Origin of the sequence: Burkholderia sp. 9777_1386, assembly GCF_015712265.1 — a bacterium.
GTDB lineage: Bacteria > Pseudomonadota > Gammaproteobacteria > Burkholderiales > Burkholderiaceae > Burkholderia > Burkholderia cenocepacia.
Genome location: NZ_JACCQB010000006.1, coordinates 65,161 through 80,157, shown reverse-complemented (window position 1 = coordinate 80,157; position 14,997 = coordinate 65,161). Strand labels below are relative to the sequence as shown.

At 66.6% G+C, this 14,997-nt stretch carries 17 protein-coding genes; 13 read left to right on the top strand and 4 right to left on the bottom strand.

Going from position 1 to position 14,997, the window contains the following annotated elements; all coding sequences use genetic code 11:
• The first annotated feature begins 44 nt into the window (after positions 1-44).
• The 8 genes from H0X91_RS07365 to H0X91_RS07330 all read left to right on the top strand — a co-directional run bounded on the left by H0X91_RS07365 (position 45) and on the right by H0X91_RS07330 (position 6,407).
• Positions 45-449, top strand: coding sequence for a dihydroneopterin aldolase (locus H0X91_RS07365; RefSeq protein WP_006488695.1), 405 nt, complete (start codon positions 45-47; stop codon positions 447-449).
• On the top strand, positions 446-1,426 hold the full coding sequence (ttcA, locus tag H0X91_RS07360) for a tRNA 2-thiocytidine(32) synthetase TtcA (protein ID WP_034178390.1): 981 nt from the start codon (positions 446-448) through the stop codon (positions 1,424-1,426). Before H0X91_RS07365 ends, ttcA begins: the two co-directional genes overlap by 4 nt.
• A gap of 135 nt (positions 1,427-1,561) precedes the next feature.
• A complete protein-coding gene (gene glmU, locus H0X91_RS07355) occupies positions 1,562-2,923 on the top strand; it encodes a bifunctional UDP-N-acetylglucosamine diphosphorylase/glucosamine-1-phosphate N-acetyltransferase GlmU (protein WP_062911141.1) in 1,362 nt (453 codons plus the stop codon).
• A 53-nt stretch (positions 2,924-2,976) separates the two neighbouring features.
• On the top strand, positions 2,977-4,794 hold the full coding sequence (gene glmS / locus H0X91_RS07350) for a glutamine--fructose-6-phosphate transaminase (isomerizing) (RefSeq protein ID WP_006495479.1): 1,818 nt from the start codon (positions 2,977-2,979) through the stop codon (positions 4,792-4,794).
• 130 nt (positions 4,795-4,924) lie between these two features.
• On the top strand, positions 4,925-5,290 hold the full coding sequence (locus H0X91_RS07345) for a type II toxin-antitoxin system RelE/ParE family toxin (RefSeq protein ID WP_058901869.1): 366 nt from the start codon (positions 4,925-4,927) through the stop codon (positions 5,288-5,290).
• On the top strand, positions 5,283-5,603 hold the full coding sequence (locus tag H0X91_RS07340) for a helix-turn-helix domain-containing protein (protein ID WP_062884271.1): 321 nt from the start codon (positions 5,283-5,285) through the stop codon (positions 5,601-5,603). The genes H0X91_RS07345 and H0X91_RS07340 overlap by 8 nt, the downstream gene beginning before the upstream one ends.
• 70 nt (positions 5,604-5,673) lie before the next feature.
• Complete coding sequence (locus H0X91_RS07335) at positions 5,674-6,189, top strand: hypothetical protein (protein WP_196432931.1); 516 nt, start codon at positions 5,674-5,676, stop codon at positions 6,187-6,189.
• Positions 6,189-6,407, top strand: coding sequence for a hypothetical protein (locus H0X91_RS07330; protein ID WP_006477594.1), 219 nt, complete (start codon positions 6,189-6,191; stop codon positions 6,405-6,407). Before H0X91_RS07335 ends, H0X91_RS07330 begins: the two co-directional genes overlap by 1 nt.
• A 126-nt stretch (positions 6,408-6,533) precedes the next feature.
• On the opposite strand, the gene H0X91_RS07325 is transcribed toward H0X91_RS07330, so the two are convergent.
• On the bottom strand, positions 6,534-7,370 hold the full coding sequence (locus H0X91_RS07325) for an FTR1 family iron permease (protein WP_196432930.1): 837 nt from the start codon (positions 7,368-7,370) through the stop codon (positions 6,534-6,536).
• A 12-nt stretch (positions 7,371-7,382) separates the two neighbouring features.
• A complete protein-coding gene (locus H0X91_RS07320) occupies positions 7,383-7,715 on the bottom strand; it encodes a cupredoxin domain-containing protein (RefSeq protein WP_048984829.1) in 333 nt (110 codons plus the stop codon).
• A gap of 330 nt (positions 7,716-8,045) precedes the next feature.
• Here H0X91_RS07320 and H0X91_RS07315 point away from each other — a divergent pair, with 330 nt between their 5' ends.
• Positions 8,046-8,246, top strand: a complete 201-nt coding sequence (locus H0X91_RS07315; protein ID WP_006477591.1) for a heavy-metal-associated domain-containing protein — start codon at positions 8,046-8,048, stop codon at positions 8,244-8,246.
• Between the two features lie 58 nt (positions 8,247-8,304).
• Here H0X91_RS07315 and H0X91_RS07310 read toward each other — a convergent pair whose 3' ends face one another.
• Together H0X91_RS07310 and H0X91_RS07305 are read right to left on the bottom strand one after the other, a co-directional pair.
• A complete protein-coding gene (locus H0X91_RS07310) occupies positions 8,305-9,795 on the bottom strand; it encodes an aldehyde dehydrogenase (protein WP_196432929.1) in 1,491 nt (496 codons plus the stop codon).
• 88 nt (positions 9,796-9,883) lie between these two features.
• Entirely contained in the window at positions 9,884-10,435 is a 552-nt protein-coding gene (locus tag H0X91_RS07305) for a cupin domain-containing protein (protein ID WP_034178391.1), read from the bottom strand.
• Positions 10,436-10,890: 455 nt separating this feature from the next.
• On the opposite strand from H0X91_RS07305, the gene H0X91_RS34945 reads away from it, so the two are divergent.
• The 4 genes from H0X91_RS34945 to H0X91_RS07290 all read left to right on the top strand — a co-directional run bounded on the left by H0X91_RS34945 (position 10,891) and on the right by H0X91_RS07290 (position 14,985).
• Positions 10,891-11,073 (top strand): hypothetical protein, encoded by a 183-nt coding sequence (locus H0X91_RS34945; RefSeq protein ID WP_006488040.1) that lies wholly within the window; start codon positions 10,891-10,893, stop codon positions 11,071-11,073.
• Positions 11,074-11,356: 283 nt separating this feature from the next.
• Positions 11,357-12,142: a gamma-glutamyl-gamma-aminobutyrate hydrolase family protein gene (locus H0X91_RS07300; protein WP_196432928.1), complete on the top strand. Its 786-nt coding sequence runs from the start codon at positions 11,357-11,359 to the stop codon at positions 12,140-12,142.
• Positions 12,143-12,170: 28 nt separating this feature from the next.
• Complete coding sequence (locus tag H0X91_RS07295) at positions 12,171-13,508, top strand: glutamine synthetase family protein (protein ID WP_006485614.1); 1,338 nt, start codon at positions 12,171-12,173, stop codon at positions 13,506-13,508.
• A gap of 34 nt (positions 13,509-13,542) precedes the next feature.
• The gene (locus tag H0X91_RS07290; RefSeq protein ID WP_006495487.1) at positions 13,543-14,985 is read left to right on the top strand and encodes an aspartate aminotransferase family protein; all 1,443 of its coding nucleotides are present in this window, start codon (positions 13,543-13,545) and stop codon (positions 14,983-14,985) included.
• The last annotated feature ends 12 nt before the right edge of the window (positions 14,986-14,997 follow it).

Here is a 14,997-nt window from a genome sequence, read left to right as displayed (position 1 = left end):
CGCGCCGCTTTGCGTGCGCGCACGCCAATTTGACTGGGACGACCATGTTTTCCGCTCTCCTGCACCCCCGCCTCGCGGATTGCCGCAGGCTCTACCTGCGCGACTACGAGGTGCACATCAACATCGGGGCCTTCGAACACGAGAAGCGCGGCGAGCAGCGCGTCGTCATCAACGTCGACTTGTTCGTGCCGCTCGCGCTGTCCACCCCGGTCGACGACCGGCTGCACGAAGTCGTCGACTACGATCTGATGAAGCAGAGCGTCGCGCAATGCGTGGCGCGCGGCCACATCCACCTGCAGGAGACGCTGTGCGATTCGATCGCCGCGCACCTGCTGGCGCACGATGCCGTGCGCGCGGTACGCGTCCGTACCGAGAAACCGGACGCCTATCCGGACTGCGACGCCGTCGGCGTCGAAGTCTTTCGCATCAAGGACGAGGAGCGCGCATGAACGCCCCCCACATGAACGACACGGCGGCCGACGCCACGACCGCCGAAACCGGCCGCCCCGCGCTGACGCGCCGCGAGCAGAAGGAAGCGTACGAGAACAACAAGCTGTTCAAGCGGATCGTGCGCCAGGTCGGCCAGGCGATCGGCGACTACAACATGATCGAGCAGGGCGACAAGGTGATGGTGTGCCTGTCGGGCGGCAAGGACAGCTACGCGATGCTCGACGTGCTGCTGCGCCTGCGCGAGCGCGCGCCGATCGACTTCGACATCGTCGCGGTGAACCTCGACCAGAAGCAGCCGGGCTTCCCCGAGCACGTGCTGCCCGAATACCTGAAGCAGGTCGGCGTGCCGTTCCACATCGAGAACCAGGACACCTACAGCATCGTCAAGCGGCTCGTGCCCGAAGGCAAGACGACCTGCTCGCTGTGCTCGCGGCTGCGCCGCGGGATCCTGTACCGCGTGGCCGGCGAGCTCGGCGCGACCAAGATCGCGCTCGGCCATCACCGCGACGACATCGTGCAGACGCTGCTGCTGAACATGTTCTACGGCGGCAAGCTGAAGGGAATGCCGCCGAAGCTGCAGTCGGACGACGGCAAGAACATCGTGATCCGCCCGCTCGCGTACGTGAAGGAAACCGATCTCGAGAAATACGCGGAGTTGCGCGAATTCCCGATCATCCCGTGCAACCTGTGCGGCAGCCAGCCGAACCTGAAGCGCGCGGAAATGAAGGCGCTGATCCGCGACTGGGACAAGCGCTTCCCGGGCCGCGTCGACAACATGTTCAACGCGCTCGCGAAGGTCGTGCCGTCGCACCTGATGGACACGACGCTGTACCCGTTCCAGTCGCTGCGCGCGACGGGCGAAGCCGACCCGCAGGGCGACATCGCGTTCGACGAGGAACCGTGCGCATCGGGCGACGACACCGCGACGCCGGGCGCGTCCAAACCGATCTCGATCGTCCAGTTCGACGACCTGTAAGCAGGGCCGGAACACCCGCCGGAACCGGGCGCCGGCCGCCCTTTCCGGCGTCGCGCGCCCGCCGCGGCAGGCCCGGAACGGCGGGGGCCGCATGCTAAAATGGACGGCTTCGAACTCCTCTGACAAGCTGGCGCCATGAATATCGTGATTTTGGCGGCAGGCACCGGCAAGCGCATGCGTTCCGCGCTGCCGAAAGTGCTTCACCCCCTGGCCGGCAGGCCGCTCCTCTCCCACGTCATCGACACCGCGCGCGCACTGCAGCCGTCCCGGCTCGTCGTCGTCGTCGGCCACGGCGCCGAGCAGGTCCAGGCCGCGGTCGCCGCGCCCGACGTCCAGTTCGCGGTACAGGCCGAGCAGCTCGGCACCGGCCATGCGGTCCGCCAGGCGCTGCCGCTGCTCGATCCCGCGCAACCGACGCTCGTGCTGTACGGCGACGTGCCGCTCACGCGCGCGTCGACGCTGCAGCGTCTCGTCGATGCCGCACGCGAGGGCCGCTACGGGATCCTGACCGTCACGCTCGACGACCCGACCGGCTACGGCCGCATCGTGCGCGACGCGTCCGGCTTCGTCACGCGCATCGTCGAGCAGAAGGATGCGTCGCCGGAAGAGCTGAAGATCGCCGAGATCAACACCGGCATCATCGTCACGCCGACGGCGCAGCTGTCGATGTGGCTCGGCGCGCTGAAGAACGAAAACGCGCAGGGCGAGTACTACCTGACCGACGTCGTCGAACTCGCGATCGAGGCCGGCTTCGAGGTCGTCACGTCGCAGCCCGACGAGGAATGGGAAACGCTCGGCGTGAACAGCAAGGCGCAACTCGCGGAGCTCGAACGCATTCACCAGCGCAACGTGGCGGACGCGCTGCTCGTCGACGGCGTCACGCTCGCCGATCCGGCGCGCATCGACGTGCGCGGCACGCTGCGCTGCGGGCGCGACGTGTCGATCGACGTGAACTGCGTGTTCGAAGGCAACGTGACGCTCGATGACAACGTGACGATCGGCGCGAACTGCGTGATCCGCAATGCGTCGGTCGGCGCCGGCACGCGCATCGACGCGTTCACGCACATCGACGGCGCCGCGCTCGGCGCGAACACCGTGATCGGCCCGTACGCGCGGCTGCGCCCCGGCGCGCAGCTCGCGGACGAAGCGCACGTCGGCAACTTCGTCGAGGTGAAGAACGCGGTGATCGGTCACGGTTCGAAAGCGAACCACCTCACGTACATCGGCGACGCCGACATCGGCGCGCGCGTGAACATCGGCGCTGGCACGATCACCTGCAACTACGACGGCGCGAACAAGTTCCGCACCGTGATCGAGGACGACGTGTTCGTCGGCTCCGACACGCAGCTGGTTGCCCCCGTGCGGGTCGGCCGCGGCGTGACGATCGCCGCCGGCACGACGATCTGGAAGGACGTGGCCGAAGGCGTCCTCGCGTTGAACGAGAAGACGCAGACCGCGAAGAGCGGCTACGTCCGGCCGGTCAAGAAGAAGAGCTGAACCTTTTGCGGGCGCCCCGCGGCGCCCGCGTCGACTTACAGGATTGACCATTCATGTGCGGCATTGTCGGCGCAGTTGCGCAACGTAATATCGTTCCGGTGCTGATCGAAGGTCTGCGGCGCCTCGAATACCGCGGCTACGACTCGTGCGGCGTCGCCGTGCTCGAGCCGGGCGCCCCGAAGCGCGCGCGCAGCGTCGCACGCGTCGCCGATCTCGACACGCAGGTTCGCGAGACGCACCTCGAAGGCACGACGGGAGTCGCGCACACGCGCTGGGCCACGCACGGCGCGCCCGTCACGCACAACGCGCACCCGATCTTCTCGTCGAACGCGCTCGCGCTCGTGCACAACGGCATCATCGAGAACTTCGAGCCGCTGCGCGAAACGCTGCGCGCGAAGGGCTACGAATTCGTGTCGCAGACCGACACCGAAGTGATCGCGCACCTCGTGCACAGCCTGTATCGCGGCAACCTGTTCGACGCGGTGCGCGAGGCCGTGCAGCAGCTGCACGGTGCCTACGCGATCGCCGTGATCCACAAGGACCAGCCGCACACCGTCGTCGGCGCGCGCCAGGGTTCGCCGCTCGTCGTCGGTCACGGCGACGGCGAGAACTTCCTCGCATCCGATGCGCTCGCGCTCGCCGGCAGCACCGACCGCTTCACGTTCCTCGAGGAAGGCGACGTGTGCGAGCTGTCGCTCGACGGCGTGACGATCGTCGACCGTCACGGCGCCACCGTGCAGCGCGAAATCCGCGTCGTCAGCGCGTACGGCGGCGCGGTCGAGCTTGGACCCTATCGCCACTTCATGCAGAAGGAAATCTTCGAGCAGCCGCGCGCGATCGGCGACACCGTGCCGCAGACGGACGCCTTCGACGCGACGCTGTTCGGCGATGCGGCCCCCGCCGCGTTCGCGGAGATCGACAGCCTGCTGATCCTCGCGTGCGGCACGAGCTACTACTCGGGCCTCACCGCGAAATACTGGCTCGAATCGATCGCGAAGATCCCGACCCAGGTCGAGATCGCCAGCGAATACCGCTACCGCGAGTCGGTGCCGAACCCGCGCCAGCTCGTGCTCGTGATCTCGCAGTCGGGCGAGACGGCCGATACGCTCGCGGCGCTCAAGCATGCGCAGTCGCTCGGCCACACGCATACGCTCGCGGTGTGCAACGTCGCGACGAGCGCGATGGTGCGCCTGACCGAAATGCAGTTCCTCACGCACGCGGGCACCGAGATCGGCGTCGCGTCGACGAAGGCGTTCACGACGCAGCTCGTCGCGCTGTTCGTGCTGGCCGCGACGCTCGGCAAGCTGCGCGGGCACGTCGACGCCGCGCAGGAAGCGCAATTCCTGAAGGAGCTGCGCCACCTGCCGGCCGCGCTGAACAGCGTGCTCGCGCTCGAGCCGCAGATCATCGCGTGGTCGGAGGAATTCGCACGCAAGGAAAACGCGCTGTTCCTCGGCCGCGGGCTGCACTACCCGATCGCGCTCGAAGGCGCGCTGAAGCTGAAGGAAATCTCGTACATCCACGCCGAGGCCTATCCGGCCGGTGAACTGAAGCATGGGCCGCTCGCGCTCGTCACGGAAGCGATGCCGGTCGTCACGGTCGCGCCGAACGACACGCTGCTCGAGAAGCTGAAGTCGAACATGCAGGAAGTGCGCGCGCGCGGCGGCGAGCTGTACGTGTTCGCCGATGCCGATACGCAGATCGTCAACGACGACGGCCTGCACGTGATCCGGATGCCTGAGCACTACGGTCAGCTGTCGCCGATCCTGCACGTCGTGCCGCTGCAGCTGCTCGCGTATCACACCGCGTGTGCACGCGGCACCGACGTCGACAAGCCGCGCAACCTCGCGAAATCGGTGACGGTGGAGTAAGGCCGGACGTCGGGATGGCCCCTCGCCGGGCCGTCCCGACCGTATGCGGATGCGAGGTCGGCCATTCGGCCAGGTCGAAATATGTACCACGTAGTGGTATATAATCCTGTGCTAACTCGACCGGCTCGACATGTCTGCTTCCGTACGACGCGTCTTCAAGACGAAGTGGTTTCACACGGCAGCCGGGAAAGCGGGAATCGCCGATGACGAGCTCTGCCGCGCGGTGCGGGATCTGGCCCGCGGCCAGGGCATCGATCTCGGCGGCAACGTGTGGAAGAAGCGCCTCGGCGGCAATCGGCAGCGCGGGATCGTGCTGGGCAAGGTCGGGCACACGTGGGTGTTCGTGTTCCTGTTCGCGAAATGCGACCGCGAGAACATCGACGCACGCGAACTGCGCGCCTTCAGAAAGCTCGCCGCGGATGTCGGCCGACACACCGACAGCGACATCGCGACGCTGGTTACCCTGAAAGAGTGGGTGGAGATGTGCAATGGCTAAGAGTCGATTCAAGAGCGACGCAACGGAGGCGATCCACAGCGCCGCGTCCGGCCTTTATCGTGCGCGACTGATCGACAAGAAGACGATGCGGGAATACGACGATCTCTGCATCGAGGCCGCCCCGCAGTTCGATCCGGAAGCGATCGCCCGCATTCGCAAGTCCGTCAACGTCAGCCAGAGCGTGTTCGCGCTCTACCTGAACACGACGACCTCGACGATCCGCCAATGGGAACAGGGCGACAAGCGGCCCAGCGGCATCGCCGCGCGCATGCTCCAGATCGTCGAGAAACACGGGCTCGAGGTGTTCTCCTGAGCCGGCTTCCCCGAGTGCAGAGGCACGGCCCCGGCCGGACGCGCGCCGCAACGAATATGACGGAGAGACAATGGTAAGACTGTTTGGATGCGGATTGCTGGCGCTGACGTTCGCGTCGACGGGCTGGGCCGCCGAGCACTATGTCGAGGTCTGGAACCCGCCCGAGGCGCGGCAGCCTGCTGCCCGTACGCCGGACGCCCGTACGCCGGATGCCCGTACGCCGGATGCCCGTATGCCGGATGCCCGTATGCCGGCCGCCCACACAAGCGCCGACGCACGCACCGGCAAGAGCGCGGAGAAGCACGCGAGCGCCACCACGCCGAAAGCCGCGGCGAAACCGCACAAGCGCCGCGTCGCGCAGGCCGTGAAGGCCGGCCCGCACCGCCCGGCCGCCGGCGCGCCCGACACGCCGGCCGCGCCGCGCCCGGTTGCGCAGCCGGCACCCGGGCGTCTCACGGTGATGCAACCCGCCGCACCGGATGCGACGCACGCGCCCACCTTCTCCAACATCCCGCGTCAATACACGCCGGACGGCAACGTGCTGCAGGTCGGCACGCACGGCCGCGCGGCGGAGGTGACTCGATAATGGAAGCGCAGACCTACCACGGCTACCAGATCTGGGGCCACGCGATCCTGCAGCAGGACGAGATCATGCAGCCCGAGCGCTTCGCGGCAAGCGGCACGATCACGCAGAACAATCGGCTCGTCGAGGCGTCGGGCGTGCTCGGCGTGTTCGACACCGAAGACGACGCGCGCGATGCCGGGCTCGAATGGGCGCGCGCGTGGATCGACAACCACAGCTGACGCACGCAACGCGCGCATCCGCGCGCCGCCGTCAGCAAGGCCGCGCAGGTGCATCGCGCACCGCACATGAAAAAGGGGCGTCCATGACGCCCCTTGTTTCATTCGAACCGGGAAACCCGGAAACACTCACGCCGCGGCGCGCGGCGGCCTCACCGTCTCCTGCGGCCGGCCGACGAACCGTGCCAGCACGAGGATCGCCACCAGCGTCGCGACGTACGCGGCGATCTGGATCCCCGCCGGGCGCGCGGTATAGCCGATCAGCGTATGCAGCGCCTTGCCGACGATGCTCGTTTCCTTGAGCAGCCACGACGTGTCCCAGACCGCATCGCCCCACGACGGCACGAGCCCGGCCGCCAGCAGGAAGCCGACGCACTGGCTCGCCATGCCCGCGGCGAGCAGCACGATCAGCCCGTTGGTGACGGAGAACAGGCGCTTCAACGGAATCTGCAGCAGGCCCGCGTACATCGCATAGCCGAGCCCCGCACCGCCGAGCACGCCGAGCAGCCCGCCGGCGATCATCTGCGGCGTCTGGCCCGGATCGCCCGCGGCGATCCCGTACAGGAACAGCACGGCCTCGGAGCCCTCGCGCAGCACCGCGACGCCGACCACGATCGCGAGCCCCGTCAGCGGCCGGCTGCCGGCCGCGACCGCGCGGCCGACCTCGCCCATGTGCAGCGCCATTTCGCGACCGTGCCGGCTCATCCAGATGCAGTGCCACGCGAGCATCAGCGTCGCGACGAACATCACGCCCGCGTTGAAGACTTCCTGGCCCATGCCGGACGCCCATTGCGAGATCACGTCGGCGAACGCCGCGATCAGGCCGGCGCCGACCACGCCGCCGACCAGCCCGCCGCCCACCCACCAGCCGCGCCGCGGCACGCCGTTCGTGGCAGCCATCACGATCGAGACCACCAGCGCGGCCTCGAGCACTTCACGAAAGACGATCAGGGCAGTAGACAGCATGTCGGTATCGGCTTACTTGACGGTCAGGTGCGTCTTCGACTGCGCTTCGTGATACTCGTCGTGGAACTCGTAGGTCCCGGCCTTCAGCGGCCCGACCAGGATCTCGACCGACTTGCCGGCCGGCACGACCTTCTCCGCCTTGAAGTCGTCGCTCTCGAATTCCGCCGGCGTCGCGTCGAGGTTCTTCACGACGAATTTCACTTTCTTGCCGGCGGGGATCGTCACGCCATCGGGCGAAAACTTGTGGTCCTTCAGCGTCAGGTTGACGACGTCGTCGGCCGCGAAGGCGGACGTGGCCAAGGCGCCCAGCAGGGCCAGTGCGAAACCGATAGCGAAACGGGTCATGTGCGTAATGAACGGAAATATCGAAGGGAATCGATACTAAGATCGATTCGCATTTTCACCTCGGAGTACCCTTACTCCGAACATGGAGATCGTACGCGATCGACGTGACACGCCCGTTGCCGCGCAAGGCTCCGCCAGATTTCGTCGACAATGGATGGCCGTCAATCGGGAAAAATTCGGACTGACGCGCGCACACGAATCGCGATTCGTCAGACTTCAGCATTACAAATGGCTGATGCCGTACACCTCGTTGCGTGCGGCGCTTGACCTTCCCACCATGGCAAGCTTCATGCTGCACGTATTCGTCAACCATCCATCCGGGAGAACACGATGGAATTCGAAGTCCAGGACATGACCTGCGGCGGCTGCGCCAACGCAATCACGCGCGCGGTGACGGCCGCCGACCCCGCCGCGAAGCTCGACATCGACGTCGCGGCGAAGATCGTCAAGGTCGACTCGGCGCAAGGCGCCGAGCGCGTGCAGTCGATCATCGAAGCCGCCGGCTTCCATCCCGCGCTGCGCACCGCGTAACGCGCACCGAAGGCTGGGCGCGTCGCCGGACGGCGACACGCCCGCGCCCGGCCGCGCGTCAGCGCAGCCGGATCAGCGTCGACTTCAGTTCGGTGTACTTCTCGAGCGCGTGCAGCGACTTGTCGCGGCCGTTGCCCGACTGCTTGTAGCCGCCGAACGGGAAGTTCATGTCGCCGCCCTCGTCATAGCAGTTCACCCACACGGTGCCCGCCCGCAGCCGGCGCGACACGTCGTGCGCGGTCGTCAGGTTCGACGTCCACACGGCCGCGGCCAGCCCGTATTCGGTGTCGTTCGCGATCCGCACGGCCTCGTCGACGTCGTCGAACACGATCACCGACAGCACGGGCCCGAAGATTTCCTCGCGCGCGATCTTCGCGTCGGGCTTCACCTCGAACACCGTCGGCTCGACATAGAAGCCGCCCGTTTCCGCGTTCACGCGCGCACCGCCCGTGACGAGCCTGCCCTCGCCGCGCCCCGCTTCGATATAGCCGAGCACGCGTTCGAGCTGGATGCCGTCGACGATCGCGCCCATCGACACCGACGGATCGAGCGGATTGCCGGGCACGTATGCGCGGGCGGCCGCGACGAGCTTCTCGATGAACGCGTCCTTGATGTCGCGATGCACGAGCAGCCGCGAGCCGGCCGTGCACATCTCGCCCATGTTGTAGAAGATCGCGCCGGCCGCCGTCTGCGCCGCGCGGTCGAGATCGGGACAGTCGGGCAGCACGATGTTCGGTGACTTGCCGCCGAGCTCGAGCCACGCGCGCTTCAGGTTCGACTGCGCCGCATACTGCATGATCAGCTTGCCGACCGCCGTCGAGCCCGTGAACGCGATGCAGTCGACGTCGCGATGCAACGCGAGCAGCTTGCCCGGTTCGCCCGCGCCCGGCACGACGTTGAATACGCCGGCCGGGATGCCGGCCTCGAACGCGAGCTGCGCGACGCGGATCGCGGTCAGCGGCGACTTCTCCGACGGTTTCAGCACGACGCTGTTGCCGGCCGCGAGCGCGGGGCCGAATTTCCATGCGGCCATCAGGATCGGGAAGTTCCACGGCACGACGGCGGCCACCACGCCGACCGGCTCGCGCGTGACGAGACCGACGAGATGATGATCGGCCGGCGCGACCTCGCCGCCGACCTTGTCGATCGCCTCGGCGAACCATTCGACGCAGTACGCGGCGCCCGGCACGTCGACCGTCGTCGTGTCGCCGATCGGCTTGCCCGCGTCGAGCGTCTCGAGCAGCGACAGTTCGTCGAGATGCTCGCGCATCAGCGCGGCCCAGCGCAGCAGCACGGCCTTGCGCGCGCGCGGGTTCAGGCCGGCCCATACGCCTGCGTCGAATGCGCGGCGGGCTGCCGCGACGGCCGCGTTCACGTCCGCTTCGCCGCAATCGGCGACCTTCGCCAGCACGCGGCCGTCGATCGGGCTCACGCAGTCGAACGTCCTGCCGCCATGTGCGTCGCGCGACGCGCCATCGATGAATGCGCGCCCTTCGATCTCGAGCGACGCCGCCTTGTGTTGCCAGTCAGCGAAAGTCAACTTGTTCATCAGGATGCCTCAATGTTGTGGCATTCGCGATGCGGCGCGCCGCGCGCGAGGCATGCGGCCGGCCTGCAGCGAATGCGGTGACGCGCGGTCAGAAGGTCGCCGGCGAATTGGCCGACACGACCTCGCAGATCAGTTCCGCGCTGGGATTGCGAAAACGATGCGGCAAACGGCTTTCGAAGTAGTAGCCGTCTCCGGGGTCGAGCAGCCACGTCGCGCCGTCGACGGTCAACTCGAGCCGGCCCGACACGACGACGCCGCCCTCGTGTCCCGCGTGCACCAGCATCTCGGGCCCCGTGTCGGCCAGCGGCTGGTAGGTCTCGCGCAGGATGCACATGTTGCGATCCTTCACGTTCGCGCCGACGAGCTGAAACGCGAGCGACTCGTTGCCGAGGTTCGGCATCTCGTCGCGGCGCGACACGACCGCGCGCGATTCGACGAGCTCGAACGTGAAGAACTCCGCGAGACTCATCGGGATGCATTCGAGCAGTTTCTTCAGCGAGCCGACCGACGGGCTCACGCGGCCCTGTTCGATCAGCGAGATCGTGCCGTTGGTGACGCCGGCGCGTTTCGCGAGTTCGCGCTGCGACAGGCCATGCTTGTTGCGCACGAAACGCAGGCGCTCGGCGACTTCGGTGGACATCGATTCGGTTTCGGACACGATAAGTGCGATGACAAAGTGAAACGACGCATGGGACAGCCGTTGAATATTCTAATCACTTTATGCCGCACATCAGCGGGGAAAACCCTGAAAGCCGTTCGAAATAATGAACGGCATGCCGATTATTCCTTTTGCGAATCTTTTGTTCGCACTGCTCGGGAAAGCCCTGATGCAGGACCGTTAAAAAACATTTGACGCCGTTATTGGCTCGTATATGCTGGCTCTCAGGTCGGCGTCATCAGGCTTTCATAGGCATCGAAAAGCGTTATCGCAACGCAACAATTGATGCCCGTCAATGTAAATGACGCAGGACCGGCGCCTCGATTATTTTAAACGCCCCGTGCGTCGAAACGATCAGGTGTTCAATACTTTCAACAAACCAGTCGAGTGTAATCGTGAGAGTCCGTGGCCCTCTGGTGAGGTGGGATCGAGGCGATGTGCGAAGTTTGCGCAGCGCCGTTCCCGCTTCCGACGGCAGTTGCGGCTGGCATAGTCCTCGCCTGCTTCACCTGTCGATCTACACCATCCTGTCCCGTCGTTCCGTTCGGCGTCACAACGCCGTTTCCGCACGCGCATTCGTCGCCGTCGATACCGACGAAGTGGCGTCGCTGCTGCCGTAGCGCCTCTCCTTTCTTCACGTCGTTCGTTTCATGTGCCGATTCGCCAACCGCATCTTCCGTGCGGTGACGGAACGCGTTCGCGCATACGTTGCCGCGTCGCGTATCGCGAGGAAACGAACGACGGCCTGATCGTCGCGCGCAGCGCGGATCGCCACGCCATCCCGTTGCGCCCATTCACCAGCGGCCGTGCGCCTCGCGCCCGGCTGCGGGGTCGTGTCGCGCCTGCGTTTTGCCGCATCCGGCTCGATGCACGTCACGTCCCTACGGATTACTGATTGACGTCATGGAAAGGAAACCTCTCGTCGGCATCACCGCCGACCTCACCCAGATCGGCGCCCACGCGTCGCATACGGTCGGCGACAAATACGTCGCCGCGATCGTCGACGGCGCGCAGGCGCTCGCGATGGTGCTGCCCGCCCTCGGCGAGCGCCAGTCGACCGCCGACGTGCTCGACGCGGTCGACGGGCTGCTGTTTACCGGCAGCTACTCGAACGTCGAGCCGCATCTGTATGGCGGCGAACCGAGCGCACCGGGCACGCAGCACGACCCGGCGCGCGACGCGACGACGCTGCCGCTGCTGCGCGCGGCCATCGTCGCGGGCGTGCCCGTGCTCGCCGTGTGCCGCGGCTTCCAGGAGCTGAACGTCGTGTGCGGCGGCACGCTGCATCAGCGCGTGCACGACGTCCCCGGCTTCGCCGATCACCGCGAGGACGACGACGCGCCGATGGATACGCAATACGGCCCCGCGCACGTCGTGCGCCTGACGCCCGGCGGCCAGCTGCATGCGCTCGCCGGCGGCCGCGACGAAGTGCAGGTGAACTCGCTGCACAAGCAGGGCGTCGCGCAACTCGGCTCCGGCCTCGCGGTCGAGGCCGTCGCGCCGGATGGCCTGATCGAGGCCGTGAGCGTCGTCGACGCACCGGCGTTCGCGCTCGCCGTGCAGTGGCATCCGGAATGGCGACATGCGCAGGACCCGCTGTCGAGCGCGATCTTCCGCGCGTTCGGCGATGCGTGCCGCGCCCGCCGTGCCGCCCGCACGCGCGCCATGGCCGCCGCCGCGCTCGCCTGAGCGCGCCCACCAGACAACGAGAACAGACATGCAAGACATCGAAGACTTTCTGAAGCAGCACCGGATCACCGAGATCGAAGCGATCATTCCCGACATGGCCGGCATCGCGCGCGGCAAGATCACGCCGCGCAACAAGTTCACGTCCGGCGAATCGATGCGCCTGCCGCAAGCCGTGATGGTGCAGACCGTCACCGGCGAATATCCGGAAGACGGCTCGCTGACCGGCGTGACCGACCCCGACATGGTGTGCGTGCCCGACACGTCGACGATCCGCCTGATTCCGTGGGCGGTCGACCCGACCGCGCAGGTGATCCACGACTGCGTGCACTTCGACGGCTCGCCGGTCGAGATCTCGCCGCGCTACGTGCTGCGCCGCGTGCTCGACCTGTACAAGGCGAAGGGCTGGAAGCCGGTCGTCGCGCCGGAACTCGAGTTCTACCTGGTCGACATGAACAAGGACCCCGACCTGCCGCTGCGTCCGCCGGTCGGCCGCACGGGCCGCCCCGAAACGGGCCGCCAGTCGTACTCGATCGAGGCCGTCAACGAGTTCGATCCGCTGTTCGAGGACATCTACGAGTACTGCGAATCGCAGAACCTCGACATCGACACGCTGATCCACGAAGTCGGCGCCGCGCAGATGGAGATCAACTTCATGCACGGGGACGCGCTGTCGCTGGCCGACCAGGTGTTCCTGTTCAAGCGCACGGTGCGCGAGGCCGCGCTGCGCCACAACATGTACGCGACGTTCATGGCCAAGCCGATGGAAGACGAACCGGGTTCGGCGATGCACGTGCACCAGAGCATCGTCGACGAGGAAACGGGCCAGAACCTGTTCACGTCGCAGGAAACCGGCGGCGCGACGTCGATGTTCTACAACTATCTCGCGGGGCTGCAGAAGTACACGCCGGCGCTGATGCCGATCTTCGCGCCGTACATCAACTCGTACCGCCGCCTGTCGCGCTTCATGGCCGCGCCGATCAACGTGCAGTGGGGCTACGACAACCGCACGGTGGGGTTCCGCATTCCGCATTCGGGTCCGGCCGCGCGCCGCATCGAAAACCGCATCCCCGGTGTCGACTGCAATCCGTACCTCGCGCTCGCGGCGACGCTCGCGGCCGGCTATCTCGGCATGACGCAGCGCCTGGAGCCGACCGAGCCGCTGGTGAGCGACGGCTACAGCCTGCCGTACCAGCTGCCGCGCAACCTCGAGGAAGGGCTGACGCTGATGGCCGCGTGCGAGCCGCTCGGCGAGATCCTCGGGCACAAGTTCCTGAAGGCGTATTTCGCGCTGAAGGAAACCGAATACGAAGCGTTCTTCCGCGTGATCAGCTCGTGGGAACGCCGCCATCTGCTGCTGCACGTGTAAGCGTGCCAACCGCATACGGAATCACGGAGGAAACATGACTTACCGCAACGAATCTGCCTGGATCCAGCCGGCCGCACCGACCGCCACGGCCGCCGCGCCGCGCGCGACGCAGGCACGCTCGACCGCCGAATACCGCGCGCTCGACGCCGCGCACCACATCCATCCGTTCTCGGACATGGGCGCGCTCAATCGTGCCGGCAGCCGCGTGATCGTGAAGGCCGACGGCGTCTACCTGTGGGACTCGGACGGCAACAAGGTGATCGACGGGATGGCCGGCCTGTGGTGCGTGAACGTCGGCTACGGCCGCAAGGAACTCGCCGACGCCGCGTATCGCCAGATCCAGGAACTGCCGTTCTACAACACGTTCTTCAAGACCACGCACCCGCCGGTGATCGAGCTTTCCGCGATGCTCGCGGAAGTCACGCCGGCCGGCTTCAACCACTTCTTCTATTGCAACAGCGGCTCGGAAGGCAACGACACCGTGCTGCGACTCGTGCATCAGTACTGGCGCGTGCAAGGCAAGCCGCAGAAGAAATACGTGATCTCGCGCAAGAACGGCTATCACGGCTCGACGATCGCGGGTGGCACGCTCGGCGGGATGGGCTACATGCACGAGCAGATGCCGTCGAAGGTCGAGCACATCGTGCACATCGACCAGCCGTACTTCTTCGGCGAAGCGGCAGCCGGCGAAACGCCCGAAGCATTCGGCCTCGCGCGCGCGCAGCAGCTCGAAGCGAAGATCCTCGAACTCGGTGCGGAGAACGTCGCGGCCTTCATCGGCGAGCCGTTCCAGGGCGCGGGCGGCGTGATCTTCCCGCCGTCGACGTACTGGCCGGAAATCCAGCGGATCTGCCGCAAGTACGACATCCTGCTGGTCGCCGACGAAGTAATCGGCGGTTTCGGCCGTACCGGCGAATGGTTCGCGCACCAGCACTTCGGCTTCGAGCCGGACCTGATCACGATGGCCAAGGGCCTCACGTCGGGCTACGTGCCGATGGGCGCGGTCGGCATTCACGAACGCGTCGCGCGCCCGATCATCGACAACGGCGAATTCAATCACGGCCTCACGTATTCGGGTCACCCGGTGGCAGCCGCCGTCGCGGTCGCGAACCTGAAGCTGCTGCGCGACGAGGGCATCGTCGAGCGCGTGAAGACCGATACCGGCCCGTACTTCCAGGCGCTGATGCGCGAAACCTTCGCGCGTCATCCGATCGTCGGCGAAGTGCATGGCCACGGGATGGTCGCGAGCCTGCAACTGGCCGAAGCGCCGGCCGAACGCCGCCGCTTCGCGAACGGCGGCGACGTCGGCACGATCTGCCGCGACTTCTGCTTCAACGGCAACCTGATCATGCGCGCGACCGGCGACCGGATGCTGCTGTCGCCGCCGCTCGTGATCTCGCGCCAGGAAATCGATGAACTCGTGTCGAAGGCGAAGAAGGCCGTCGATGCCACCGCCCAGCAACTGGGTATTTCGTAACGGTTTTTGCCT

Excerpts from the sequence above, each read along its gene's own strand:
- H0X91_RS07300 (WP_196432928.1), top strand. The coding sequence starts at position 11,357 with ATGGAAAGGAAACCTCTCGTCGGCATCACCGCCGACCTCACCCAGATC.
- H0X91_RS07365 (WP_006488695.1), top strand. The coding sequence starts at position 45 with ATGTTTTCCGCTCTCCTGCACCCCCGCCTCGCGGATTGCCGCAGGCTC.
- ttcA (WP_034178390.1), top strand. The coding sequence starts at position 446 with ATGAACGCCCCCCACATGAACGACACGGCGGCCGACGCCACGACCGCC.
- glmS (WP_006495479.1), top strand. The coding sequence starts at position 2,977 with ATGTGCGGCATTGTCGGCGCAGTTGCGCAACGTAATATCGTTCCGGTG.
- H0X91_RS07320 (WP_048984829.1), bottom strand. The coding sequence starts at position 7,715 with ATGACCCGTTTCGCTATCGGTTTCGCACTGGCCCTGCTGGGCGCCTTG.
- H0X91_RS07315 (WP_006477591.1), top strand. The coding sequence starts at position 8,046 with ATGGAATTCGAAGTCCAGGACATGACCTGCGGCGGCTGCGCCAACGCA.
- H0X91_RS07340 (WP_062884271.1), top strand. The coding sequence starts at position 5,283 with ATGGCTAAGAGTCGATTCAAGAGCGACGCAACGGAGGCGATCCACAGC.
- H0X91_RS07325 (WP_196432930.1), bottom strand. The coding sequence starts at position 7,370 with ATGCTGTCTACTGCCCTGATCGTCTTTCGTGAAGTGCTCGAGGCCGCG.
- H0X91_RS07345 (WP_058901869.1), top strand. The coding sequence starts at position 4,925 with ATGTCTGCTTCCGTACGACGCGTCTTCAAGACGAAGTGGTTTCACACG.
- H0X91_RS07310 (WP_196432929.1), bottom strand. The coding sequence starts at position 9,795 with ATGAACAAGTTGACTTTCGCTGACTGGCAACACAAGGCGGCGTCGCTC.
- glmU (WP_062911141.1), top strand. The coding sequence starts at position 1,562 with ATGAATATCGTGATTTTGGCGGCAGGCACCGGCAAGCGCATGCGTTCC.
- H0X91_RS07305 (WP_034178391.1), bottom strand. The coding sequence starts at position 10,435 with ATGTCCACCGAAGTCGCCGAGCGCCTGCGTTTCGTGCGCAACAAGCAT.
- H0X91_RS07295 (WP_006485614.1), top strand. The coding sequence starts at position 12,171 with ATGCAAGACATCGAAGACTTTCTGAAGCAGCACCGGATCACCGAGATC.
- H0X91_RS07290 (WP_006495487.1), top strand. The coding sequence starts at position 13,543 with ATGACTTACCGCAACGAATCTGCCTGGATCCAGCCGGCCGCACCGACC.
- H0X91_RS07335 (WP_196432931.1), top strand. The coding sequence starts at position 5,674 with ATGGTAAGACTGTTTGGATGCGGATTGCTGGCGCTGACGTTCGCGTCG.
- H0X91_RS07330 (WP_006477594.1), top strand. The coding sequence starts at position 6,189 with ATGGAAGCGCAGACCTACCACGGCTACCAGATCTGGGGCCACGCGATC.